Consider the following 23,906-nt stretch of genomic DNA (forward strand, 5'->3'; position numbering starts at 1 on the left):
TGCGGCGAAAATCAGGCAGGAGGAACACTGCCGATCAGGGATAAAAATATGGAGGATGTTCTATGTATCAATTTACAGTTACTACATTTGATTTTACGAAAAAGAATTTTGCGGAGTGGAAGCTGCCGTATCCTTATTACTATGTTTATATTTTGGAAAATGGAAAAGAAGCATATATAGGACAGACAAAAGATCAGGTTATAAGGATGAAAGCGCACGATGGGAAAAAGAAACAGTATAGCTTTCAAAGAGCACATATCATAACCAGCAAGTATGCAGAAGAAACTCCGGCGAAACACTTTGAAAATTTGCTGATCATGCTGATGAAGGCTGACGGCAGATTTGAGATCGTGAATCCTCTGGATGGGGAACAACAGAATTATTACAGAAAAAATGATTTTGAGGAGGCATTTGACAGGCTTTGGCCCTTGCTGGCAGAAAAACAGCTTGTAAAAGAGAGACAGTATCAAATGGTACTTAATAAGAGCAGTTATAAGTACGCACCGCCTAAAATGCTGACGGCAAAGCAAAAGCAGGCGTTGGATGGGATTGTCAATGAGCTGGTTTTTGCAGAGGAATCTCTGGCAAAGAAGAAAGCGTATTTCTATAAACGTCCGATCATAATAGAGGGAGATGCCGGAACGGGAAAAACGGTGCTTGCCACTTCGCTTTTTTATTATCTTAAAACGGATGAAAGGTTTAAGAATAAAAAAATAGGTATGGTTTATGCGTGCCCGTCCATGCGCTCTCTGATCAGCAGCGTGTTCAAAGAGGTTAAAGAGCTGAAGTGCAAGTATGTGATCAAACCTACAGACGTGACAAGAGAACATTATGATATTCTTATTTGCGATGAGGCGCAAAAGCTTAGGAAAAATATAAATCAGGGGAAATACGAAGGAAACTTCAAACTGGGAAGCCGAAGGCTGGGACTGGATGATTCGGCGGATGAGCTTGATTGGGTTTTGCACAATTCTACATTTCAGGTCTTGTTTTTTGATGAAAAGCAGGCGGCAGGCCCGGCGGATATTCCGGATATAAAAAACAGACTTCTGGAGGGAGGCATCCGTCCAGTAAAGCTGGAAGAGCAAATGAGGATTCTGGCAGGGGAAGAATATGTACCGTATATTTACGATGTGCTGTTTCAGAAAGCAAAGAGCAGGAAGACATTTGAGCACTATGAGTTCAGGCTTTTCCGCTCTTTCCGGGAAATGTTTGAGCTTATAAGAAAAAAGGAGAGGGAAACCGGGCTGTGCAGGCTTGGAAGCGGCTATGCTTGGGAATGGAACGAAAAAGACAGTGAAGAGGATATCGTCATTGACGGGGTAAGAATAAAATGGAACGGTCAAACCGGAGGATGGCTGAACAATCTTGAGGCAAGGGAGGAGATGGGAAGCATTTATACCCTTCAGGGATTGGATCTGAATTATGCCGGAATCGTTATAGGAAGGGATTTGTACTTTGACGAGAATGACGGACTTATTAAAGTGAATGAAGAATGCTTTTATGATAAAAAGGTTAAAAAGAATGTCCCAAGAGAAAAACTGAAGGAGTATATTTTAAATACATATGCTGTTTTGTTGTCGCGCGGAATCCGGGGAACCTATGTGTATGTCTGCGATGAGAATCTCAGGACGTATTTGGAACAATTTATACCAAATGAACTGTAAGGGAGCTTTTGTCAGGCTCCCATTTTTGTTTGCAGAAATAGTGTAATTTGGTATTTGCGTTTGGAATGAGAAATGACACAAACAAAGAAAAAAATAATATTTGCATTCTAGAGATGAGAAATGTATGATTATCCGCCGAAAATTGAAGCTACATTTAAAAGTGCGATTCAGTCGAGGATGTGGGACTCAGAAATGCAAGATTAGGATTCAGACAGATTGAAGAAACACATCTGATGGAAAATATTATTTATAATGAGCTGCGAAGCAGGGGATACTCTGTAGATGTGGGAGTTGTAGAAAAGCGTGGAATAAATGAAGAGGGTAAAGAGTACAAAAATCAGTTGGAAATTGACTTTGTAGCAAACCTCGGTAGTAAACGATATTATATTCAATCAGCGTTCAGTATGCCGACAGAAGAGAAACGTATCCGGGAAAAAGCTTCTCTTGTCCATGTAAATGATTCATTCAAGAAGATTATTGTTGTTAAGGACGTAATGAAAAGTATCAATAATTAAATGAGGGGTTGGTTGGAGACGGGATTGAGACGATTTAAGTATGTTGAAATGTGCTGTAAATACGGGGAAAATCAGTTGTTTGAGATTGACATGAAATGAAACAGAGTGTGTCCGGTGGTGTCAAATGGTGTTGGATTGTTTGGGAATATTTCACTTTTATTCAGGGTAGGAGTTTGTTATAATGGGAGTATCAGGAGAATATCAGAATAGAGTGCGGCAGGGTTAGAAGGCTTGGGAAATCGTCCGCAAATAAATAAAAAGAAAGTCGCATTGGAGGAGCTGCAGAAATACCGTGGCAGATTGCCGGAAAATTTTGATTATAAGAAAGGTGATGCTTATGCCGGAAAGGATACATAATATTATTTATCAGTTTTCACAACAGCTTAAAGCTATATTAGGAGATCATTTATCCAAGGTTATTGTATATGGCTCTTATGCAAGGGGAGATTATCAGGCAAACTCGGATGTTGATGTAATGATATTGGTAGATTTGGCAGAAGAGGAGATAAAGAAGATAGAAAACGAAATCTATGATCTGGCATTTGAGATAGAAATGAACCGTGGAATTGATATTTCTCCGGTTATTAAAAATGAGCAGCAGTATGAATATTGGGTGGATGCGCTGCCCTTTTATCGCAATGTGCGGGAAGAAGGTGTTGTGATTGGCGGATAACAAATCTGGTGATTTGAGTATTTATAGAATGCAGAACGCATTGGAAACCTTGGACACGGCAAAATTGTGTCTTGATAATAAAAAATATAAGGATACAATAAACCGTTGTTATTATGCTGCTTTTTATGGAATAAAAGCTGTGCTGGCATTGGAAGAGAAAGATTTCAAACGCCATAAAGATGCAGTTGCTTATTTTAACCAGAACTATGTTGCTGCAGGAATTTTCAAAAGAGAAACCGGAAAGCTTCTGGGGCGCTTGAAATGAAGCCATGGAACAATATGAAGCTGCGGAAATGATTGTTACTGATGTGCGGAATTATTTATATGAAAAGGGAATTGGGATTCAAATATGAAGATGGGAGCTTTTGTCAGGCTCCCATTATTGTTTGCAGAAGTAGCGTATTCGAGATCCTTGCATAATTTTAAATATTCTGCGTTTCCCGACGCTTGCGGAACGTGCGCGGAGAAACACCGTATTTCTTCTTAAAAATCTTGTTAAAGTAGGATATGGAAGAAATGCCCACTGCGTAGCAGATTGATAAGATAGTATCGTCTGTGTACTGTAATCGGTAAGCAGCCTGCTGCAGGCGGATATCGTTGAGATAGTCTGTCATTGTACAACCCATATAGTGTTGAAATGCCCGGCACATATAGGAGCGGCTGAAATGGAACGGTTCCAAAATCTGATCAAGGCCGGCCTGAAGGTAATCATTCATGTGAAAGCGATTGAGCAGTTCTCTGAACCAAATTGGGTAGTAGTCAAAGTCATTCTTGACTTCTTCCGTGATCAGACAATTCAAAAGAGAGACACAAAGAGTCCGTATGTTCGACTGCCTGAATGATGAATTGGTATCAAGGGACAGGGCAATATTTGACAGGATTTCTTCATATCTTTTTATCTGTTCAAAAGGCAGGGAGAGGACTTTGGATAACTGATTGTTCATGTAGGCCCGTTTAAAATCCTCCCCGATAAAATCACATACCGATTCAAAAAAATCTGTGCGGATAATAATATCGCGGTGGCGGCAGAAGGTATCTGATGTCCGATAAAAGCAATGGAGATCTTTAAGATTCAGAAAAACAATATCTCCGGGATATAAAATTCGCTCATTACCGTTTACAGTGTGACGGATAGAACCGTCCATAATATAAAAAATTTCATAGAAAAGATGATAATGAGGCAGTACATCATCATCTTTTGTGATGATAGAATGAAGAGGATTCTTAGGTGTGGTTACCCAGTCATTTAAAATAACAGGCTTCATAGCATGCCCTCCGTTGTTTCATACAGCAGTCCGGAATGTCTGTTTACAATTTTACCATAATGGTCAATAGAGAGCAAGTTTTTGACAACGGGTATATAGAAAAATTCATGGAAAAAGAGTAAGCTGTATTCAAATTTAAATATTAAGGAGGGACTTGAATGAAAAAGGGTATTTTGAAAAAGGCGTTGTCACTTACAATGGCGTTTGCGATGCTGACCGGGGGAGCTGCGCAGACCGTTTTTGCCGGGGAAGCAGACAAACAGACAATTGTTTACTGGGCACAGTGGTCAGAAAACGAGACACAGGCAGAGGTACTTAAGGATGCGATTGCCCGATTCGAAGAAGCGAATCCGGAATATACCGTTGAAGTAAACTGGGCCGGAAGAACAGTACGTGACATTATGCGTACAAGTATTGAAGCGGGAACCGTTATTGATGTAATTGAATCTTCGGATATTCCCGCACAGCTTGGCGAAGAATTCTGCCAGAATATTACGGAATATGTAAAAGGAACAAAACTGGAATCGGATATCACAGAAGGTATGATTGCATTTTCAAGGCTGTTCACCAGTGATAAAGAATCCTGGTATTTTATTCCTGCACAGCCGTTTGTAGGGACAGTATTCTATAATAAAGCAATTTTTGCAGAGGCAGGAATCGAAGCGCTGCCAGAAAATTGGACAGAATTTATGGACTGCTGCCAGAAAATTGTGGATGCAGGCTATGCGCCGATGACTATTGATGATGCTTATCTTTCACTGCTTTACACAGAATATCTGGGAGAAATGCTGGGAACAGATGGTGTAACGGAGCTTATGAACGAAACAAGTACGGATCTGTGGAGTGATCCGGCAGTAGCACAGATGGCAAAGGCTTATGAGGATATGGCAGCAAAAGGGTACTTTACAGAAGGAACAGGGTCTTTTGTATTCCCATCTGCACAGAATACAGAATTTGCCCTGGGCACAACAGCGATGTACATTAACGGTTCCTGGCTTCCAAATGAGGTCGCTGAAATTACAGGCGATGATTTTCAGTGGGGCGCAATGTTCTTCCCGTCGCCGGATGGTGCAAAGGATCCGTACACAACTTATATGACAGGATGCCAGTTCTATGCAGTTCCGACTACATCTGCAAATCCGGAGGGCGCAGTAAAGCTTATTGAAGAGTTTACCTCAGAGGAGACACAGAAAGATCTTCTGGAAAAATGTCAGTGCATCCCGGTTATCGGCGGGCTTACACTTCCTGATAATCTGGCTGACTGCGGAACCCTGATGGAGGAAGCAACAAATGCAGTTCCCTGGAATTATTGTCTGACAACAAATTCGGAGATACAGGGAATCGTAAATGCGTCCTTCGCAAAACTGATTGCAGGAGATATTACTGGAGAAGACTTTGTGGAAGAAGTGCAGAGTCAGTTAAAGTAAACGTGAGATTTATTGGAGGAGAGGGGTTAACAGCCCCTTTTCCTTATTCTGGAGATGGACAAAATGAAAAAACGTAACAGAATTTTTATAGCTGTGAATCTTGGACCTTCTGTGATCTGCTTCCTGCTGATTTTTGCATATCCGCTTTTGAGAACTATTTTAATGAGTTTTTATCAAATTCCTGCAATCAGCAGCCCGATGTCGAAATGGGAGTTTGTTGGCCTGGATAATTATTATGCAATGTTTCACAACAGTCTCTTTTTGACTTCGCTGAAAAATATATTTAAGATCTGGCTGGTCGGCGGCATTCTGACTCTTGGAATCGCTTTGTTTTATGCGGTGATCTTAAGCTCTGGCGTGAAAGGAAAAAAGTTCTGGCGTTCCGCTATTTATCTGCCGAATACAGTGAATGCGGTGGCACTGTCTACTATGTGGACACAATACGTATTTCAGACTAAGTTCGGTTTGCTGAAAACACTGTTTACGACGTTGGGGTTGGAGGGTCTGGCAAAGATTAACTGGACAAGTCCGAAATATCTGTTCTGGGGAATGCTTTTTTCTTATGTGCTGGGTTCCACGGGATATTTTATGTTGATATTTCTTGCCGGAATCGAAAGGATTCCGGGAGACATTTATGAAAGTGCAACGATTGACGGGGCAAATGGATGGACTATTTTCTGGAGGCTGACCCTGCCCTTGATCCGGGATGTCATGCGAACGGCGATGACGCTTTGGACCATTGGGGCGGTGAATTTCTTTACATGGGCAAAAATGTTTTCTGCCCAGATTTCCGCTACCACGGTGACGCCCGTTTATTATCTGTATAATAAAATATTCGGCACTGCCGGCGGAGCGGGAATGGGAAATGGTATGACCGATGCCGGAGGAGGCGCCGCCATTGGCGTAACGATTGCGCTGATCGTGCTGGTCGTATATTTTGTTATGAATAAACTGCTGACGAGGGAGGTGTATGAATATTGAAAAAGAAACATCATCCTATGACTCTGCGAAGAGCTCTAAGATTGCTGCGGTATGTGCCGCTGATCTTGTGGGTGGCTTTTTTCGGAGCTGCTCTGGGTTGGATTCTGTTTGCCTCATTCAGCACTACGAAGGAAATTTTTACAAATAATCTGTTGGGAAGCGGATTTCACTTTGAGAATTATACGGAAGCATGGAAATACAATAATGTTCCTCACTATTTTATGAACAGTATCTTAGTGACCGGACTTTGTTGTGCTTTGATCCTGCTGATCGCAAGTCCGGCTGCCTATATTCTTGCAAAGAAAACATTTCTGGGTGACCGGCTGGTTATGAATTTTACAGTGAGTGCAATGAGCATCCCACAGGTCATGCTGATCATACCGATCTACATCTGGTTTATTAAAGCAAATCTGGTCGGACATTTTATTACGCTGATCATTTTATATACGACTTTGAATATCCCCTACACCGTGTTTTTTATGACTTCATTTTTTACAACTATACCGGGTGCATTAACCGAAGCGGCCATGATCGACGGGTGTACAGAAGGAAAAGCAATGTGGATGATCATCATGCCAATGGCGACGCCGGGGCTGATCACCGTGACGATATTTAATTTTATGAGTATCTGGAATGAGTATTTTATCGCATTGATTTTTGCAAACGGAAATGATAAGATCCGCACACTTTCTATGGGGCTTCAAAACATGATTACATCTATGACGTTTACAGGAAACTGGGCTGGTCTGTTTGCATCGATCATGATCGTCTTTCTGCCAACATTTGTTTTGTATCTGTTTTTATCAGACAGGATTGTAGCAGGTATCACAGGAGGCGGTGTCAAGGGATAAAAGATGCAGGCGGATACCAGAAATGAAAGATCATGATTTGGGAGGGAAGATATGCGGAGATTATTTTCAGAGTCCTCTTGCTGGATATGGCTGAATGGTATGCCGGAAATAAACTGTTATGCGGAATTTCGCGAAAGCTTTCCTGCAGTATCCGGCGAACAGATCCGTCTCCTGATCAGTGCAGAAGGACAGTATGCCGTATTTTTTAATGGAGAATATATTCCATCCACGCAGTATCCGGATTATCCGTTTTATAAGGCAGTACAGTGTGTGGAGCTTAAAGCCGCAGATCCGAAAAAAAGGAATGAGCTGGTGATCCAGGTACTTTACTGTGGTGATGATTCTTATGTGGCAAGGAAGGAAGAGCCGGGGCTCCGGTTTGAAGTACGGCAGGGAGAGAAGCTCCTGTGCGCAAGCGGCAAAAGGACGCAGACCAGATTAATGGGCGGTTATCAGAGCGGAAAAGTGAAAAATATAACCCCTCAGCTTGGCGCGGGTGTTGTTTATAAAAGTCCACGGGAGTATCCGTGGGAGTGTGCGGTAGAAGTAGAAAAAGAGTGCCAAATGGTGCAGAAGCCTATCCGGGAACTGGAGTGGGGAGGCAGACATAAGATCAGGCTCGTCACCCAGGGGATATTCACGGTTCATGCAAGCGGTCTGCACCAGTATGCAGGACTGGCTTTCAGAGAAGTGCATTCTATGATAAAATCTTCTGTACAGTCAGGTACCGGGGATAAAATCTGTTTCCCTTCAGAGAGCGGCGTTCATTTCTCCGCAGATGAGGGCGATGGCATTTATCTGATTTTCGATCTGGGTGAGGAGACGGCGGGATATCTGGATATGGAACTGGTATGCCCAAAGGCAGTACGTGCAGATATCAGTTATGGAGAACATTTGGAGGATCTGCGTGTCCGGACAGATGTAGGCGGAAGACATTTTACCTTCCAGTGGGAGGTGCCAAAAGAACGCCGCAGATTTATTCACTATTTTCATAGAGTGGGGGCACGTTATCTTCAACTGTTTATTTATGGAAAAGAAGCAGTGGTATATTATGCCGGTATTGTGCCTGTGAATTATCCTTTTTCAGGAGAAGGGGAATTTCAATGCGCAGATCATCTGCACAACCAGATTTTTAAAACTGCAAAGCATACACTTCGGTGCTGTGTTCATGAGCATTATGAGGACTGCCCGTGGAGAGAACAGGCGTTATATGCATTTGATTCAAGAAATCAGATGCTGTTTGGTTACTATGCATTTGGAGAACTGGAGCAGCCGAAGGCAAATTTAAGACTTCTGGCATTGTCACAGAGAGAAGACGGCCTTCTGGAGCTGTGCGCACCTGCAAGAGCTTCGGTCAATATTCCATCGTTTTCGCTGATGTTTATTATTGCGCTGGAGGAATACTGCAGATACAGTGGGGATGTTGCATTTGGAAAAGAGATCCTTCCGGTAGCGGAAAGGATTCTTGAAGTGTTTCACGGACATGTGCGGGGCGGGCTGGTCTGGAATTTCCCGGAGCCCGGTTATTGGAATTTTTATGAATGGCGTCCGCTTCTGGATGCTGTACCGATTGAACGGCAAGATACTTTGCTACCTTCTGCAGAAGCGCCGTTGCAGCTTCTTTATATACTGGCGCTGCAGAGAATCTGTAAAATTTATGGGTATCTTGGTATGAAGTCGGATAAGGCGGAACAGGAAATAAGGATTCTGGAAAATGGAATAGAGCAGTTCTGGAATCAGAAAGAGGAAGTGTATGCTTCCTTTATCAGAGAGGGAAAACAACTGCAGGGGGCAGAATTTGTCCAGGCTCTGGCTCTTTATGCCGGAATCGTGCCGGTCAGCAGGCAAAAGGCTTTAAGGGAAAAGCTCCATAAAGGGGAATTGGTGCGTGCCAGCATGGCAACAAGCATTTTTGTATATGAAGCATTGCTTCAGGAACCGGAAAAATATGGGGTTTCCGTATTTGAAGAGATTGCTGCCCGGTGGGGACGGATGCTCTATAATGGGGCAACGGCATTCTGGGAAACCGATAATGGTGCAGCGGATTTTGAGCGTGCAGGAAGTCTCTGCCACGCGTGGAGCTGCGTTCCGATTTATCTGTATGGCGCTTATGTACTGGGAGTCCGTCCTGCAGAACCGGGAGTATGGAAAAAAACAGACGCTGTCCTGGGAGGAATCAGCAGCGCAGAAGGAAAGCTGTGTTCTCCGGGAGGCATCATAGAGGTACATAGAAATTGAGAGTGGCGTAAAATGGCAGGAGAAAGAAGGGATCGAGATGAAATTTCAGGCACAATGGATTAAGTCTGCCGGAGATCTGGGAAGTGTCTGTCCGGTATTCCGAAGGGATTTTCCTCTTCGAAAGCCGGTCAGAAATGCGGAAATGTATCTTACAGCTTTGGGAACATATGAAGTGAGGCTGAATGGGGATCGGATAAGCAATTATGTGCTGGCGCCGGGCTGGACAGCATATGAGAAAAGACTGCAGTATCAGCATTACGATATTACTCCTTTTATATGTGAGGAAAATTCGGTGACAGTCACTGTCGGCAGAGGATGGCTTCGTTCTCCTATGGGCTGGGGAAACGTGGAGGGCAGAGCTGCTCGCCCCTGCGGGATATGGGGTGAAATCCAGTTGCTGTATGAGGATGGGACAAAAGAAATAATTCCCACGGATGCTTCCTGGTTTTATACGGAAAGCAGAACACGTTTCAGTGAGATTTATGACGGGGAGAGTTATGATGCGTCGTTTGAGGTAAAGAACTGGGTGCCTGTGCAGCCTTTTTCGTGGCCGGATGAGATCCTCATTCCCCAGGAGGGAGAAGAAATCCGTGAAATGGAACGGATCTCTGCCAAATCTGTGATCATAACTCCGAAAGGGGAAACGGTCGTGGATTTTGGACAGGAGGTGACCGGATATGTGGAATTTACGGTCGAGGCGAAGGGGCAGGAACATATCCGCATTTTACACGGGGAAGTATTAGATAAAGAGGGGAACTTCTACAATGAAAATTACCGGGATGCAAAGGCTGAGATTCATTATATCTGCAGAAGGGGTATCCAGACCTGGCATCCCTCTTTGACATTCTTTGGTTTTCGGTATATAAAAGCAGAAGGCTTTCCGGGTACCTTAAAGCCGGAGCAGTTTACCGCGATAGCGGTGTATTCGAATATTCGAAAAACAGGTTCTCTTTGTAGTTCGTCCGCAAAGCTGAACCAATTGTTTTCCAATATTTTCTGGGGACAGAAGGGGAATTTCCTGGATATACCCACAGACTGTCCGCAGCGAGACGAACGGTTGGGATGGACAGGAGACGCGCAGGTGTTTGCAAAGGCTGCTTCCTATAATTTTGATGTGGAGCGTTTTTTCAGAAAGTGGATGCGTGATCTGGCGGCTGACCAGGCGGAAAATGGAGCTGTTGGGTGCACGGTTCCTAATTATCTGAAGCCTATACCTCCCAGCGCAGCCTGGGGAGATGCGGCTGTCATCTGTCCATGGCAGATATATCTCACCTACGGAAATAAAAAGGTACTGGAGGAACAGTTTTCCAGCATGAAGGGCTGGGTGGATTATATAACAGCCACAACCACAACACCGTATCTGTGGACCGGAGGCGAGCATTTCGGCGACTGGCTGGCTCTTGATGCCGCACCGGGAGAATGTAAAGGCGCCAGCCGTGACGACTTTATTGCGTCTGCTTTTTATGCCAATTCTGCCGCTTTGGTGTGTAAGGCGGGGAAGGTGATCGGGGCGGATGTCCGAATGTATGAGGAGCTGCATGAAAAGATTGTAACGGCATTCCGACAGTCGTATCCGGTATATACTACGCAGACAGAGCATGTACTGGCTGTTCAGTTCGGTCTTTCCTCCAATCCCCGGGAAATGGCGGATGAGCTGGCAGAGATGATCCGGCGGGACGGCGGGCAGATCAGAACAGGTTTTGTGGGGACGCCGTATATCCTGCATGTGCTGAGTGATTACGGGCATAGTGATATTGCCTATGATCTTCTTATGAGAGAAGAGTATCCTTCGTGGCTGTATTCTGTAAATAAAGGGGCGACGACTATCTGGGAGCACTGGGACGGTATCATGGAGGACGGAAGCTTCTGGGATAAGGTTATGAATTCTTATAACCATTATGCATATGGTGCTGTGGCAGACTGGATATATGAGAAGGCGGCAGGAATACAGACCGTTGAGGAACAGCCGGGCTTTGCCAGGGTAAGGATTGCTCCGGTTCCGGACAAAAGACTGGAATGGCTGTCAGCCTCCATAGAGACCAGGCATGGTTACATCTGTTCCAAATGGATCAATATAGGAAATCAGGTACGGTATGAAATTGAAACAGCAGTTCCGGCTGAGCTTGTGATCAATGAGAAAAAAGAACTGGTCGGCCCGGGACGTTATACTTTATGGGGCTGAGTACCTGTTAGAAGAAGACAGGATCCTTTTGCTGCGGTATATTTAACGGAGGAAAGCATTTTGGGAAAAGGTTTTAACAAGGATTTTCTGTGGGGCGCTGCATCTGCAGCCCATCAGATAGAAGGGGCGTATCTGGAAGATGGAAAGGAAATGGGTATCTGGGATTCCTTTGCGCAGAAGCCGGGTTATATTGCCCATGGCGAAAATGGAAATATAGCATGTGATCATTATCACCGCTATAAAGAAGACGTTGCAATAATGAAAGAGCTTGGCTTAAAAAGCTATCGTTTCTCTGTAAGCTGGCCAAGGGTAATACCGAAGGGGTATGGAACCGTGAATGAAAAAGGGCTTCAATTCTATGTGGATCTGGTTGACGAGCTGCTGGATGCAGGAATTGAACCTATGGTTACTTTATTTCACTGGAATCTTCCAACGGCTGCTTATGAGCTGGGTGGATGGGAGAATCCCGAAATTGTGAAATGGTTTGAACAGTATGCGGATGTGGTTTCAAAGGCTTTAAGGGGAAAAGTGAAATACTGGATCACGTTTAATGAACCGCAGCTTTTCATTGGCGCAGGGCTGACATCGGGTGCTTATGCGCCGTTTGAGCGGAAAAGTACGGAATCTCTGATGAAGATCTCGAAAAATTTTTTTCTGGCGCATGGAAAAGCAGTAAGAAAAATACGAAAAAATTGTGATAATGCAAAAATCGGAATGGCGCCCACAGGTGAGGTCGTGATCCCTGAAAAGGCAGAATCAGAATGTATTGAAAAAGCAAGAAAGAAAACCTTTTCTATGACGAAAGAAGGTTTTACATCAAGCATTGCCTGGTGGTCTGATCCTGTCTTTACAGGTGTGTTTCCGCAGGAAGCGAAGACATATTTTTCAGAAATTCTTCCGGAGTTTACGGAAGAAGAGAGGCGTATTATCACGGAACCGCTGGATTTCTATGGCTTTAATATTTATCAGGGCGGTGGAGAACCGGATATTCCGGGCGGGTATGATCGTTATTCTTACCAGGGAAGCCCGAAAACAGCTATGGAATGGAATGTGACACCGGAGGTTATGTATTGGTGCTGTAAATTTCTATATGAAAGATATGGGAAGCCGGTGATGATTACGGAAAATGGTATGGCGAATTATGATTGGATAGCTTTAGATGGGAAAGTACATGATCCGAACAGAATAGATTTTATTCATCGTTATATACTGAGCCTAAAAGAGGCAGTAAAAGAGGGCATCCCCGTACTGGGATATCAGTATTGGTCTATTCTGGATAACTATGAATGGATAAATGGATATGATAAACGTTTTGGATTAGTTTACGTTGATTATTGGACACAGAAACGCACGGTAAAAGATTCGGCATACTGGTATAAAGAAGTGATTGCTTCCAATGGAGAAATTCTCTGAGGGGTTGGACTTCGCAAGCACCAGAAAACAGAGGATGCCAGATTTCTTTCCTGGTGTTATGTAAAGGAATGCTGGTCTGGTGCGAGGCACCGTCCACGTATGAGTTCAGCGATGAAGGCCAGGCGGCGTTTGTCAGGGAATGGACGGAAATTGTAAATCAGAATTAAACGGCTTGATGGACGAAGAACGTAATTTTGAGGTTAATCCTGACAGGATTCGTGAAGTGAACGAGTATGTAGTTAAATAAAAGAGAAACACCCGGTAGGGGAGCTACCGGGTGTTTCGAGGGGAGTATAAATAATTAAATAAGGGGTTATGTAAAAAAAATTTTTGAAGGGTAAATTCTTTTTACAAATTGATTATAATATAAACTGGAAAAAAAATCAATATCATTTTGCTGAATATTCCTCTGTCTTTTGGGAAGAATGTATAAAGCAACGAAATAAATTGCATTAGGAGGAATACTCAAATGGCAAAAAATTATGAATCTGAAAGCAAAAATTACAAAAACACCACAAATGCTACAAACAGCAGAAATGCAAAGGATGAAATGAATTCCCAGAACTGCCATCGTAACAGCAATTCTGAGAACGCAAAGAACAGCAGCAAGAACAAGACAACCAGCTCTTATGAATCTGAGGGAAACACCTCTTCCAGATACTAATCGTTCAGAGCATAACACAGTTCTTTTGTTTCGGCGCAGGATGAGATGTCCTGCGCCAATTTCAGTTTTATTACATATAATAGTAATAAAAAAGGAGTTTGTCATGTTTCCTGTGGAGACGATTTCAGCAAAAATGCTGGACTACTATGTGGACCGCGCAGATGCTGTTTTGATAGATTTACGAGACCGGGAGGAATATAAAGTAAGTCACGTCAAAGGGGCAAGGAATTTTCCCTACGAGGAGTTTGAGGAAATGCAGTCCTATGATTTTCCCAGGGGAAAAATTCTGGTCCTGTACTGCGACAGAGGCGGCGCAAGCCTGATGGCAGCCCGGCTTTTGGCGCGAAAAGGGTATGAAACCAGGTCTGTGATCGGAGGTTTCGAAGCTTATCGCGGAAGAAATCTTGTATTTTCCCGCTAAGCGTGATAATGTAAGGAGAGAGAAAATCTGAAAATATAAAAGGAGAAAATCTTTATGAAATACATGTTTGCATCAGACATCCACGGTTCTGCATATTACTGCAAAAAGATGCTTGAAACATTTGAAAAAGAGGGAGCAGAGCGCCTGGTACTTCTGGGCGACCTGCTCTATCATGGACCGCGAAATGATCTGCCGAAGGAGTATGCGCCAAAGGAGGTCATTGCCATGCTGAATGCCATGAAGGACAAAATTTATGCGGTGCGCGGAAATTGTGAAGCTGAGGTGGATCAAATGGTGCTGGATTTTCCTGTGATGGCGGATTACTGCATTTTGGCGATTGATGGGAAAACATTCTATGCCACTCATGGTCATGTATACAACCAGAATAATCTACCGCCTTTGATGCCAGGTGATATTCTGATTCACGGACATACCCATGTGCTGAAGGCTGAGCGGATGGAAGGCTATATCCTGCTGAATCCCGGTTCGGTTTCCATTCCGAAGGAGGGCAATCCCCCGACCTATGGCGTGCTGGAAAACGGTATTTTTACGATTCGGGATTTTGAAGGAAACTCTGTGAAAAGCCTGGAGCTTTGATACATATTATAATGAGAGGAATTTTACGCCATGGAAAAATGGGAACTGATCGCACCCTGTCATTTCGGACTGGAGGCGGTGCTGAAACGGGAAGTACTGGATTTAGGCTATGAGATCAGCAAGGTGGAAGACGGAAAGGTGACCTTTTTCGCGGATGCACAGGGAATTGCGGATGCGAATATGTTTCTTCGGACAACAGAGAGGATTCTTTTAAAGGTTGCGGAGGTAAAGGCTGAGACCTTTGATGAGCTTTTTGAGAAAACGAAAGCGCTGCCCTGGGAAAATTTTATTCCGCAGGACGGAAAATTCTGGGTTGCAAAAGCCAACTCCGTGAAAAGCAAGCTGTTCAGCCCATCGGATATCCAGTCCATTATGAAAAAGGCAATTGTGGAACGGCTAAAAAGTGTTTATAATATCTCCTGGTTCCCTGAGGATGGGGCCAGCTTTCCCATCCGTGTGGCATTTATGAAGGATGTGGCGACTATTGGAATTGATACCTCCGGTGTGTCTCTGCACAAGCGCGGCTACCGCCAGATGACGGTGAAGGCGCCCATTACGGAAACCCTCGCATCGGCTCTGATCATGCTTACGCCGTGGAACAGGGACAGGATTCTGGTAGACCCCTTTTGTGGAAGCGGTACCTTCCCCATAGAAGCAGCGCTGATGGCTGCGAATATTGCGCCTGGTATGAAAAGAAGCTTTCTGGCAGAGGACTGGAAGCATCTGGTGCCGAGAAAATGCTGGTACGATGCCTTGGAGGAAGCGCAGGATCGGATAAACCTGAATGTGGAGACAGATATCCAGGGCTATGATATAGATCCGGAGGCATTAAAAGCAGCGCGTTCAAATGCAAAGATGGCGGGAGTGGACAAGCTGATCCATTTCCAGCAGCGTCCGGTAAAGGAGTTGCGGCATCCCAAACCCTACGGCTTTGTTATCGCAAATCCTCCTTACGGGGAGCGCCTGGAAGAAAAGGCTGCCCTGCCGGGGCTTTACCGGGAAATCGGGGAAAGCTTTTCCAGGCTGGACAAGTGGTCCATGTACCTGATCACATCCTATGAAAAAGCAGAGAACGACATTGGCAGAAAAGCGGACAAAAACCGCAAGATCTATAACGGTATGCTGAAAACATATTTTTACCAGTTCCTGGGACCAAAGCCTCCCAGAAAAAAGGATAATGAATAAAGGAAGAATACAGAGATGAAGAAAATTATTTTTGCTACGGGAAATGCCGGAAAAATGAAGGAAATCCGGGAAATTCTTTCGGATCTGGACGCGGAGGTCCTTTCCATGAAGGAAGCAGGTGTCCAGGCGGATATTGTGGAGGATGGGAAAACCTTTGAGGAAAATGCGGTGATTAAAGCTACCACAATCTGTAAGCTGACAGGAGAGATCGTGCTTGCAGATGATTCCGGTCTTGAGATCGATTATCTGAACAAGGAACCGGGAGTTTATTCGGCACGCTATATGGGAGAGGATACGGACTACCATATTAAGAACGGAAATTTGATTGAGCGATTGAATGGCGTGCCGGACGAACAGCGCACTGCCAGATTTGTCTGTGCCATTGCTGCTGCTTTTCCGGACGGGACCGTTAAGACTGTACGCGGCACAATGGAAGGCAGAATTGGCTATGAGGAAAAAGGGGAAAACGGATTCGGATATGACCCTATCTTTTTCCTGCCGGAGTACGGCTGTACTTCAGCAGAGCTTTCAATGGAAGAAAAAAATAAGATCAGCCACAGAGGAAAAGCGCTGCAGGCTATAAAGGATGAACTAAAATGAAGGTTTTGATAGTCAGTGATACTCATGGAAAAGATGAAAAACTGGAAGAGGCTGTAATGCGGGAAACGCCCTTTGATTATTTGATTCATTGCGGGGATGTGGAGGGAAGAGAGTTTTTTATAGAAGCTCTTGCAGAATGTCCCTGTACCATTGTGTCGGGAAATAATGACTTTTTTTCGGATCTGCAGAGGGAAGCGGAGATTGAGCTTGAGGGGCACAGGATTCTGGTGACTCATGGGCACTATTATGGGGTTTCTATGGATATTTACGGCCTGGTGGATGAGGCAAAATCCAGGAATGTTCAGATTGTTATGTTTGGGCATACCCATAAGCCTATGGCAGAAATCCGGGACGGTGTTTTGGTAATTAACCCGGGAAGCCTTTCCTATCCGCGGCAGGAGGGAAGAAAACCCAGCTATGCTGTGATGGAGATTGAGGAGGGAAAGGAACCGGAGGTGGAGCTTCGTTTTTTGTCCAGGTGAAGAGAGCTTCTGTCGGGACTGGTTAGAAAGTTCTTAACTGCCCAGCCGTGGCACCCGGGGCAGGGAATACGGCTGGGCAATTGCGAAACAGAATAAAATGCGTAAAAATCCCCCGAAAAAAATAAAAAAAGTGTTGACATTTGAAAAACCGTATAATATAATATGTCTTGCGTCAAGCGACGAGCATTAAAATTTCATATAAGTATGTAAATACTTCAGCGGGGTGTGGCTCAGTTTGGCTAGAGCGCCTGGTTTGGGACCAGGAGGCCGCAAGTTCGAATCTTGTCACCCCGACTGCTGTAAACATTATTACCGTTTCAGCGAAATGCGGGTGTAGTTCAATGGTAGAACACTAGCCTTCCAAGCTAGATACGTGGGTTCGATTCCCATCACCCGCTTCTCTGTTGAAGAGAATGTGTCAGTAGCTCAGCTGGATAGAGCAACGGCCTTCTAAGCCGTGGGTCGGGGGTTCGAATCCCTTCTGACACGCTGTGGTGGATATAGCGCAGTTGGTTAGCGCGCCAGATTGTGGCTCTGGAGGCCCAGGGTTCGAATCCCTGTATCCACCCTTTGCCTTTGGGCTATCGCCAAGCGGTAAGGCACAGCACTTTGACTGCTGCATTCGCTGGTTCGAATCCAGCTAGCCCAGTCTGATATGGGGTATTAGCTCAGTCGGTAGAGCACTTGACTTTTAATCAAGTTGTCCGGGGTTCGAATCCCCGATGCCTCATTGGATAAGAATCGGAAAGTCTGTAAGGACTTTCCATTTTTTATCTGCTATAAAAAATGCGGATATGGCGGAATTGGCAGACGCGCCAGATTTAGGTTCTGGTGTCCATGACGTGCAGGTTCAAGTCCTGTTATCCGCAGTCTGAGAACAATTCAGGAGAATGCGAGAGTGTTCGAAAACCATTGATTTTACAGGGGTTTCGGCGTTTCCGCATTCTTTTTCGATTCGAGGGTTTTCAGGTTTTTTGCCCCCAATTTGCCCCCAGAATGCCCCCCAAAAAAAAACTATAGTATCTTCACGTTTTCAAGCTGTGTATTGTCCTTCTTTTCCAGGGCCTTTGTAATATGTAGATAAATTTCCCGAGTGACCTTACTGTTTTCGTGCCCAAGCCTTCTTGAAATTGTGTCAATGCTTACTCCATTCTCTAAAAGCAAGGATGCGTGTGTATGCCTAAGAGCATGAGTTGTAATTGACTTTCCAAGAACCTTTAAAGATAAGTTCCGAAGATACTTGTTAAAGGCATAAAACTGAATGTAATTGCCGTTCCTAGAGTGAAAAAAGAGGTTTGTTCTTACTCCATTCAAAACTTCCTGCTTTTTCATATAAAGGCTGATCTGAGAACAAATACTACGAAGTTCCGGCTGCATATACACATCCCGGATAGAGCAAAGAGATTTAGGAGTAGTAAGGACCTGATTCACCGAATCCAATGTTTGGGATATATGGATCACCCCAGATTTAAAATCGACGTCTGCTTTGTGCAAGGCAGCGGCTTCACCAAAACGCAGGCCAGAAAGGGTCATGAACTGCGTAAGGAATTTCCATACCGGCTGTTCCATTTGAGAAAGCAGTATATTAAGCTCGTTCTGCTCCAGGTACTTATCCTGAATCTTTTCTTTGTGAGGGCGATCTTTGAAATTATCCAGTTTGTCCAGAAATCGAATGTCCTCAATTAAGTCATTCTTGTACCCCCAACGAATCAATGCCCGGAAACGTGTCAGGTATTCATTCAGGGTGCCTGGACTCTTACCGGATTCCAGCAATTTTTTGTTGATATAATTGACGGTCATCCTGCTGACAATAGTTTCCTTGCCAAACAACTGCAGCATGGTATTGCAGGTATGGTAATTACGGGTGTAAGTGGCTTCTTTTACAGAGAGTTTTTGATTAGCTCTGTATTCTTCTACAAGCTCTCCAAAAGTTATTTCTCGTACTGGAGTAATTTCCTGTGATGCCGCGATACGTTCGTTAAGCAGCCTCTGAGCCATTTTTCGGCTTTGGGCGGTGTTTTTTTCGAGAGTTACAGAAACTTTTTTTATCTGGCCTGTCAGGTAATCTTCGTAGCGCTCTGAGAATTTGTATTTCCCGTTTCGTTCTTCTATCCACATGTTATCATCCTCCTTTATTTTATATTTAGTATTTAGCTATTTTGGGCATAGTTAAAAAACATATAAAAATAGCACCCAACCGTATGTTCCGGTTGACCGGGTGCTTCAGAAGATGATACAATAATTTTGCACACGAAAGTATCTCTTCGGATTGCTTTTAAAGAATCCATTAGTCGTTCCATATAGGGAACGTGGATTGAAATGGATTGCTTTGCAGAGGGCGGTATTGGCGTACTGCCCTCGAGTTTTATTTGGATCCGTTCGGTGTTGGCGCACCGGGCGGTTTTTCTTGACAAAAACAAATGTTCAGTGTATTATATTTATAGAGAAGAATGCCGCCAGAGATCGCGAGGGTGTAATCACCAGCATGCTAGACATGTGGTAGTCGTGCTGGGGGTTCTTTTTTTAATTTGACAAATCTTTATCATTGGCATATAATATAGGTGAACCACTGAAAGTGCGAATGCGCCGTAGGTGGTGTTTCCTATTTCGGATAAATAACAAGGCCATATTTAGTGGAACTTGCTTTTGTATTTAAAATCTGACCTTCGTTAAAGGTTGCCAAAACGCTTCCAACAAATTCATTGTCAATCAATTTTCCGACACGGTTAGGTAAATTTTCATGTCTGTATCTTGTCTTATAATATAAGTGGACGAAAAATGAGATAAAGTCGCATATCTGTATAAAATATGATTCTTTTGAATCCTTCTCCATAATATCCTCCAGAAGATACTTAATGGGTTTATTGATATAACCACCGAATTGCGACTGAATCGGATTATACGCCCTTATTGCTCTTGCTGTTTTCCTCATCGGGCTAATTCGTCCCTTGTCAGTAATGATAATAAAATTCCAATCGCCCTTGCTATCATTTTCTATTCTCTGGATATTGTATGTAAGCGCATTTTCTAATACGGAATAATCCGGTGTTTTGATTTTGGTCTTATCAATAATGACGTTTATGACAGATATGTCCATAGAAGAAATAGCAAGAGTGTATTTTTTTAATATCTCAATTTTCTGATCCGGCGTCCATTTGTAGGAGCGGTATGGATTCTTATCTGTCAAAAATTGCTTGGTATGCATTTCTTCACTTACATGAAATCCATACTCTGACTTTAACTGTTTCCGAAAGTTTTTAATTAAGTCATAGTTAGACTGCCAGGATTCAGTAGGCATGCTCACACTGGTCAAAATAAAGGTATTACTGGAGCTGGTATTCTGCCCATCATCACCAGTTTCATCGCAATATACAATTCGCGTGTTCAATTTAATCACCTTCTTTCGTATTTGTGAAACCGTTCGGTGTTGGCGCACCGGGCGGGTTTGGTTTATAATGCAATTCTGTTGTTTCGTAATCTTTGACTAATGCGATACTGCTCTGCGTCTGGAACGTCTATGAATTCTACCGTTTTATCAAAGTTTTTCTTTACGATATCTTTAATTTCATCCAATGTAACATTGAAAAATTCTCTTCTTTGATTTACCATATTGAGCTTTTTATTCTCAAACGCTTTATGCAACGCAGATTCAAGGGCTGGTGCATTATCAGAGAAAATCATTGCATGTACATCAAAATTAAATGGAACAGAGGCGTCACCAAGCTCATCAACACGTTCCTGTGGATCAAGACGGCGGGTCATGCCGATTTTGTAGATATTTTCACCAAAGGCGCCTATATTGGAAATAATATAGACATATCCTGCTTTCGCATTAGCTTGTCTATAATCAATATTTGCAAGAGCCTTATCAATGTCAGAGAGTTGATTTTCCAGTTCTGCTTTCTTAGCAAGCAAATCCTGATTCTGCGGATCTGCTAAAAGCTGATTTTGGATTTTGGCATAAGCTGTTTGATAATGAGTTTGCTCTTTTTCAATTTTCTTTTTTTGTTCTTCCAACTCACGCTGAGCTCTGGCCTGTTCTCTCTGTTCAGCACGCGCAGATTTTAATTCTTCTTTTTCCTCTTGTTTCTTTTGCTGATATTCAAAAGCAAGCCGTAATTCTTTCACTTTCGCATCTAAATACTTTTGTGTAATAGCAATATTCATTGTATTTCCAAGCTTTGTAATAGCTTCAGAGGATTTATATATTCGATTGAGAGAGGCATCAAAGTTTGTATATTTAACTTTGGAAATTAGTTCATCACATTCACTATTGAATGCACGAAGCAATAATTTCTGAGTGTCAGATACCATTTTTTTGCCCTTGGAAGCACTTCCATTAACCTGCCAATTAGTATTACCAGTGACAGCTTGTTTATTTTTTATAAGTTCTTTTTGTTCAGCACGTATTTTTGAAAGAGCTTCTTTATAGTCTAATGCAGAAGCAAAATCATATTGCGGTTTATATAAGCCAAATTCTTGTACCAATATTTCATCATCAAAAGAAATAAGAGATTTTTTTCTTTCGCTTATTTTTGCATCCAATTTGTTTATTTCATTTTCCTTGTCCGAAATAATGCAATCTTTTTCAGCTGTAAGTTTTGAAATAGAATCACGAATTGCATTTTCATCATTTTGTAATTTAGAAACAAGATTTTGTAACTCATGCGCATCCTGCATTTCTGGTGTAAGAAGGGCTTTTAAGTCTTTTGATTCAGTTTCTAGCTCATTTATGCGCGCCCAGATAGCCTTATCATCTTTGGATTTTAAAACAAGCAATACAATGCCGATTAACAATGGGATGCCATATAAAAACCAAAAGGCAAACAGAACACAAATTAGCCACGTTTGTAGGTACCATTTCTTTTTCATTTGAAACTCCTCCTAAGTATTATGATATCTGTATTATACAGTATAAAACTGCAATAATCATTACTGCATAATACGGTAGTATCATCCTGTTATTTTCATAACTGCTAACGTGGGCATGAAATAAACAATGTAGTTATCGATTTTGGCAACGATTTCGACAGCCATGTTCATAAGTCTGGACAATGCCCATCAGACCCACTTTCAAATTATAGCAATACAGCCGCGCCCGGTATTCCTGATTGAGGTTCATGGTGTCTGACTGGTCAAGAATATTCCCGGAAGAAGTATAGTGGTGTCCGAGTTCTTCGGCAAGGACACAGGATTTTTCGATAGCAGTCCCTATGCTTTTCCTGATAGCTATTTTGTTTCCAATAATAAGCCCATCGTGCTGTTTTAATGGTTTCTCTTTTACTGTAAGCTGGTGGGAATCGGCTTCATTCAGTAATGCTTCATAAGTCATTTGTAAACACCTCCCACATAAATAGTACCAAATTTATAGTCCAATAATATGAAACGTCAGAAATTTTCATCGGACATCATGTCGATATCGGATTGAATTTCTTCATCGGATTCGGCTATGTCGGTGCGTTTGTGGGCGGCCATCAAAGCAGATTCATATGTTGGCATTCCTCTCAAAGAACAGGTTGAATCTTTGCGGGCGGTAGCAGCTATGCTCCGGATGAATGATGCGAGTAAGCTGTTGATGCTTGAGGGATTTTATCGGTAGTATTATTTTAAAGTGATATCGTAATTTTAAAATAATATTTTGAACATTGATAATTGAATATTGATGGTTGGTGGAGTATAATTCTTGTATCGATTTTGATAGGATATGAAAAACATGAAGAGAAAAAGTAGAAAGAATTGTATTTACTCCAGAGGTATATCATACTATAATTTTGATTTCAATAAAGAGTTTACCATCTATAAATATCTATGCGGAGAAAAGCTTACAAAAAGGCAATGGAAATATTTAAACGAAGATAACTCTTTTGATTTTTATAGAGATTGGGAGCACTATGTTCGCCAGAAATACCAAAATTACAATACCGATAAATTAAATGAGTTTTGCCGATATATTGAGCATATAAAGCGAACGGAAGAACCGCAAATAGATTATTGGAAAGTGGCTTTTTCAGCGATTGTCAGCTACATCATTATCGATGGGGTGAAGGAAATATCAGATGAAATATCGGTTTTAAATAACTTGGTAGAAAATGTGCTGTCTGGAATTATAGTTTTATTTACCTCAATCATTTTATATGTAATCGCTTTTGGAAGCATGATATTATTACTATTAGCATTTATCGAAAAAATTTTTTCTGGCAATTTAGAGAGATATTTTTTGGAGGATTATAACAATATTTTACAAAAATTGCTTATGGAAAAAAATATGTAATGTTAACCCAACCATCAATATTCGGTGGTTGGTTTTTTATTGCAGAAAATTGGGAGGTGTGCAGTATGGCAGAATACCAAGCGATTTATAAATGTCGATTATGCGGCGAGGAATACAGTGGTGGACGAACCGGAGCAGCAATAGCCATTTCTGAGACAACCAAAATCGCCGTTGATGGAGTGGGTATCCACGGAACACGCCTGCATGGTACGCACAATTGTGATGATGGTTCTTGTGGGCTGGCAGATTTTCTGGGTTTCAGGAAAGTGGAATGAGGTGAGTGGTATGACAAGTGAACAATTCAACGAAGCAGAAAAAATTATGAACGAGATTCGGGAAACAGAGTCCTTTCTGAAAGTATTTGAGGAAGGGCATAGAGTTTCGATAGTTGCGTATAAAAGGGCAACGACCTGTGGGAGCGAAAGGAGAATTGTTTCATGCAATAGCAGATAGCATGAGAGGGAGGATAAAGGT

General features: G+C 42.8%; 23 protein-coding genes and 7 tRNA genes. 25 read left to right on the forward strand and 5 right to left on the reverse strand.

The genetic code is table 11. The features are described from left to right. Positions 1-62 precede the first annotated feature (62 nt). The 4 genes from ACESZH_RS12405 to ACESZH_RS12420 all read left to right on the forward strand — a co-directional run bounded on the left by ACESZH_RS12405 (position 63) and on the right by ACESZH_RS12420 (position 3,120). Entirely contained in the window at positions 63-1,667 is a 1,605-nt protein-coding gene (locus tag ACESZH_RS12405) for a DNA/RNA helicase domain-containing protein (protein ID WP_373216517.1), read from the forward strand. A gap of 179 nt (positions 1,668-1,846) precedes the next feature. Further along, the gene (locus ACESZH_RS12410; protein WP_373216519.1) at positions 1,847-2,182 is read left to right on the forward strand and encodes a hypothetical protein; all 336 of its coding nucleotides are present in this window, start codon (positions 1,847-1,849) and stop codon (positions 2,180-2,182) included. A gap of 337 nt (positions 2,183-2,519) precedes the next feature. Next, positions 2,520-2,855: a nucleotidyltransferase domain-containing protein gene (locus ACESZH_RS12415; protein WP_373216521.1), complete on the forward strand. Its 336-nt coding sequence runs from the start codon at positions 2,520-2,522 to the stop codon at positions 2,853-2,855. Continuing rightward, entirely contained in the window at positions 2,845-3,120 is a 276-nt protein-coding gene (locus tag ACESZH_RS12420) for a HEPN domain-containing protein (RefSeq protein WP_373216523.1), read from the forward strand. The genes ACESZH_RS12415 and ACESZH_RS12420 overlap by 11 nt, the downstream gene beginning before the upstream one ends. Positions 3,121-3,277: 157 nt before the next feature. On the opposite strand, the gene ACESZH_RS12425 is transcribed toward ACESZH_RS12420, so the two are convergent. Next, positions 3,278-4,120, reverse strand: a complete 843-nt coding sequence (locus ACESZH_RS12425) for a helix-turn-helix domain-containing protein (RefSeq protein ID WP_373216525.1) — start codon at positions 4,118-4,120, stop codon at positions 3,278-3,280. 158 nt (positions 4,121-4,278) lie between these two features. On the opposite strand from ACESZH_RS12425, the gene ACESZH_RS12430 reads away from it, so the two are divergent. The 19 genes from ACESZH_RS12430 (at position 4,279) to ACESZH_RS12520 (ending at position 18,030) form a co-directional block, all read left to right on the forward strand. Further along, entirely contained in the window at positions 4,279-5,547 is a 1,269-nt protein-coding gene (locus tag ACESZH_RS12430; protein WP_373216527.1) for an ABC transporter substrate-binding protein, read from the forward strand. Between the two features lie 63 nt (positions 5,548-5,610). After that, the gene (locus tag ACESZH_RS12435; RefSeq protein WP_373216529.1) at positions 5,611-6,528 is read left to right on the forward strand and encodes a carbohydrate ABC transporter permease; all 918 of its coding nucleotides are present in this window, start codon (positions 5,611-5,613) and stop codon (positions 6,526-6,528) included. Next, positions 6,525-7,379, forward strand: coding sequence for a carbohydrate ABC transporter permease (locus ACESZH_RS12440; protein ID WP_373216531.1), 855 nt, complete (start codon positions 6,525-6,527; stop codon positions 7,377-7,379). The genes ACESZH_RS12435 and ACESZH_RS12440 overlap by 4 nt, the downstream gene beginning before the upstream one ends. Before the next feature lie 51 nt (positions 7,380-7,430). Continuing rightward, positions 7,431-9,617, forward strand: a complete 2,187-nt coding sequence (locus ACESZH_RS12445) for a hypothetical protein (protein ID WP_373216533.1) — start codon at positions 7,431-7,433, stop codon at positions 9,615-9,617. 37 nt (positions 9,618-9,654) lie between these two features. Continuing rightward, on the forward strand, positions 9,655-11,799 hold the full coding sequence (locus ACESZH_RS12450) for a family 78 glycoside hydrolase catalytic domain (protein WP_373216535.1): 2,145 nt from the start codon (positions 9,655-9,657) through the stop codon (positions 11,797-11,799). A gap of 60 nt (positions 11,800-11,859) precedes the next feature. Next, a complete protein-coding gene (locus ACESZH_RS12455) occupies positions 11,860-13,212 on the forward strand; it encodes a GH1 family beta-glucosidase (protein WP_373216537.1) in 1,353 nt (450 codons plus the stop codon). A 469-nt stretch (positions 13,213-13,681) separates the two neighbouring features. Then, complete coding sequence (locus tag ACESZH_RS12460; protein ID WP_373216539.1) at positions 13,682-13,876, forward strand: hypothetical protein; 195 nt, start codon at positions 13,682-13,684, stop codon at positions 13,874-13,876. A 103-nt stretch (positions 13,877-13,979) separates the two neighbouring features. Continuing rightward, entirely contained in the window at positions 13,980-14,297 is a 318-nt protein-coding gene (locus tag ACESZH_RS12465; protein WP_373216541.1) for a rhodanese-like domain-containing protein, read from the forward strand. Between the two features lie 54 nt (positions 14,298-14,351). Next, entirely contained in the window at positions 14,352-14,894 is a 543-nt protein-coding gene (yfcE, locus tag ACESZH_RS12470) for a phosphodiesterase (RefSeq protein ID WP_373216543.1), read from the forward strand. A gap of 30 nt (positions 14,895-14,924) precedes the next feature. Continuing rightward, a complete protein-coding gene (locus ACESZH_RS12475) occupies positions 14,925-16,079 on the forward strand; it encodes a class I SAM-dependent RNA methyltransferase (RefSeq protein WP_373216544.1) in 1,155 nt (384 codons plus the stop codon). Positions 16,080-16,094: 15 nt separating this feature from the next. Next, entirely contained in the window at positions 16,095-16,679 is a 585-nt protein-coding gene (locus tag ACESZH_RS12480) for an XTP/dITP diphosphatase (RefSeq protein WP_373216546.1), read from the forward strand. After that, a complete protein-coding gene (locus tag ACESZH_RS12485; protein WP_373216547.1) occupies positions 16,676-17,161 on the forward strand; it encodes a metallophosphoesterase in 486 nt (161 codons plus the stop codon). The genes ACESZH_RS12480 and ACESZH_RS12485 overlap by 4 nt, the downstream gene beginning before the upstream one ends. Before the next feature lie 219 nt (positions 17,162-17,380). Further along, positions 17,381-17,455, forward strand: a tRNA-Pro gene (locus tag ACESZH_RS12490). Between the two features lie 33 nt (positions 17,456-17,488). Further along, positions 17,489-17,559: transfer RNA gene (locus ACESZH_RS12495), tRNA-Gly, on the forward strand. A gap of 17 nt (positions 17,560-17,576) precedes the next feature. Further along, positions 17,577-17,650 (forward strand) — tRNA-Arg (locus tag ACESZH_RS12500). Between the two features lie 5 nt (positions 17,651-17,655). Next, positions 17,656-17,729 (forward strand) — tRNA-His (locus ACESZH_RS12505). 9 nt (positions 17,730-17,738) lie between these two features. Next, positions 17,739-17,810, forward strand: a tRNA-Gln gene (locus tag ACESZH_RS12510). Positions 17,811-17,818: 8 nt separating this feature from the next. After that, a tRNA-Lys gene (locus ACESZH_RS12515) sits at positions 17,819-17,891 on the forward strand. 58 nt (positions 17,892-17,949) lie between these two features. Then, positions 17,950-18,030, forward strand: a tRNA-Leu gene (locus tag ACESZH_RS12520). Between the two features lie 145 nt (positions 18,031-18,175). Here the strand turns inward: ACESZH_RS12520 and ACESZH_RS12525 are convergent. The 4 genes from ACESZH_RS12525 to ACESZH_RS12540 form a co-directional block, all read right to left on the reverse strand. After that, positions 18,176-19,279: a tyrosine-type recombinase/integrase gene (locus ACESZH_RS12525; protein ID WP_373216549.1), complete on the reverse strand. Its 1,104-nt coding sequence runs from the start codon at positions 19,277-19,279 to the stop codon at positions 18,176-18,178. A 484-nt stretch (positions 19,280-19,763) separates the two neighbouring features. Next, positions 19,764-20,549 carry a DUF3800 domain-containing protein gene (locus ACESZH_RS12530; protein WP_373216550.1) on the reverse strand — a complete coding sequence of 262 codons (786 nt, stop codon included), beginning with the start codon at positions 20,547-20,549 and terminating at the stop codon, positions 19,764-19,766. Between the two features lie 62 nt (positions 20,550-20,611). Then, the gene (locus ACESZH_RS12535; protein WP_373216552.1) at positions 20,612-22,033 is read right to left on the reverse strand and encodes a DUF4041 domain-containing protein; all 1,422 of its coding nucleotides are present in this window, start codon (positions 22,031-22,033) and stop codon (positions 20,612-20,614) included. 133 nt (positions 22,034-22,166) lie between these two features. Next, on the reverse strand, positions 22,167-22,493 hold the full coding sequence (locus tag ACESZH_RS12540; RefSeq protein ID WP_373216554.1) for a hypothetical protein: 327 nt from the start codon (positions 22,491-22,493) through the stop codon (positions 22,167-22,169). 381 nt (positions 22,494-22,874) lie between these two features. On the opposite strand from ACESZH_RS12540, the gene ACESZH_RS12545 reads away from it, so the two are divergent. Both ACESZH_RS12545 and ACESZH_RS12550 read left to right on the forward strand, forming a co-directional pair. Continuing rightward, positions 22,875-23,432, forward strand: coding sequence for a hypothetical protein (locus ACESZH_RS12545; RefSeq protein ID WP_373216555.1), 558 nt, complete (start codon positions 22,875-22,877; stop codon positions 23,430-23,432). Between the two features lie 65 nt (positions 23,433-23,497). Continuing rightward, positions 23,498-23,707, forward strand: a complete 210-nt coding sequence (locus ACESZH_RS12550; RefSeq protein ID WP_373216557.1) for a hypothetical protein — start codon at positions 23,498-23,500, stop codon at positions 23,705-23,707. Positions 23,708-23,906 lie beyond the last annotated feature (199 nt).

The sequence above is a fragment of the Ruminococcus sp. 5_1_39BFAA genome, assembly GCF_964240875.1.
Lineage (GTDB): Bacteria > Bacillota > Clostridia > Lachnospirales > Lachnospiraceae > Blautia_A.

Bases quoted from the DNA above. Each gene is read 5' to 3' on its own strand.
- ACESZH_RS12405 (WP_373216517.1), top strand. From the start codon at position 63: ATGTATCAATTTACAGTTACTACATTTGATTTTACGAAAAAGAATTTT.
- ACESZH_RS12415 (WP_373216521.1), top strand. From the start codon at position 2,520: ATGCCGGAAAGGATACATAATATTATTTATCAGTTTTCACAACAGCTT.
- ACESZH_RS12425 (WP_373216525.1), bottom strand. From the start codon at position 4,120: ATGAAGCCTGTTATTTTAAATGACTGGGTAACCACACCTAAGAATCCT.
- ACESZH_RS12430 (WP_373216527.1), top strand. From the start codon at position 4,279: ATGAAAAAGGGTATTTTGAAAAAGGCGTTGTCACTTACAATGGCGTTT.
- ACESZH_RS12435 (WP_373216529.1), top strand. From the start codon at position 5,611: ATGAAAAAACGTAACAGAATTTTTATAGCTGTGAATCTTGGACCTTCT.
- ACESZH_RS12445 (WP_373216533.1), top strand. From the start codon at position 7,431: ATGCGGAGATTATTTTCAGAGTCCTCTTGCTGGATATGGCTGAATGGT.
- ACESZH_RS12450 (WP_373216535.1), top strand. From the start codon at position 9,655: ATGAAATTTCAGGCACAATGGATTAAGTCTGCCGGAGATCTGGGAAGT.
- ACESZH_RS12460 (WP_373216539.1), top strand. From the start codon at position 13,682: ATGGCAAAAAATTATGAATCTGAAAGCAAAAATTACAAAAACACCACA.
- ACESZH_RS12465 (WP_373216541.1), top strand. From the start codon at position 13,980: ATGTTTCCTGTGGAGACGATTTCAGCAAAAATGCTGGACTACTATGTG.
- yfcE (WP_373216543.1), top strand. From the start codon at position 14,352: ATGAAATACATGTTTGCATCAGACATCCACGGTTCTGCATATTACTGC.
- ACESZH_RS12475 (WP_373216544.1), top strand. From the start codon at position 14,925: ATGGAAAAATGGGAACTGATCGCACCCTGTCATTTCGGACTGGAGGCG.
- ACESZH_RS12480 (WP_373216546.1), top strand. From the start codon at position 16,095: ATGAAGAAAATTATTTTTGCTACGGGAAATGCCGGAAAAATGAAGGAA.
- ACESZH_RS12485 (WP_373216547.1), top strand. From the start codon at position 16,676: ATGAAGGTTTTGATAGTCAGTGATACTCATGGAAAAGATGAAAAACTG.
- ACESZH_RS12525 (WP_373216549.1), bottom strand. From the start codon at position 19,279: ATGTGGATAGAAGAACGAAACGGGAAATACAAATTCTCAGAGCGCTAC.
- ACESZH_RS12535 (WP_373216552.1), bottom strand. From the start codon at position 22,033: ATGAAAAAGAAATGGTACCTACAAACGTGGCTAATTTGTGTTCTGTTT.
- ACESZH_RS12540 (WP_373216554.1), bottom strand. From the start codon at position 22,493: ATGACTTATGAAGCATTACTGAATGAAGCCGATTCCCACCAGCTTACA.
- ACESZH_RS12545 (WP_373216555.1), top strand. From the start codon at position 22,875: ATGAAGAGAAAAAGTAGAAAGAATTGTATTTACTCCAGAGGTATATCA.
- ACESZH_RS12550 (WP_373216557.1), top strand. From the start codon at position 23,498: ATGGCAGAATACCAAGCGATTTATAAATGTCGATTATGCGGCGAGGAA.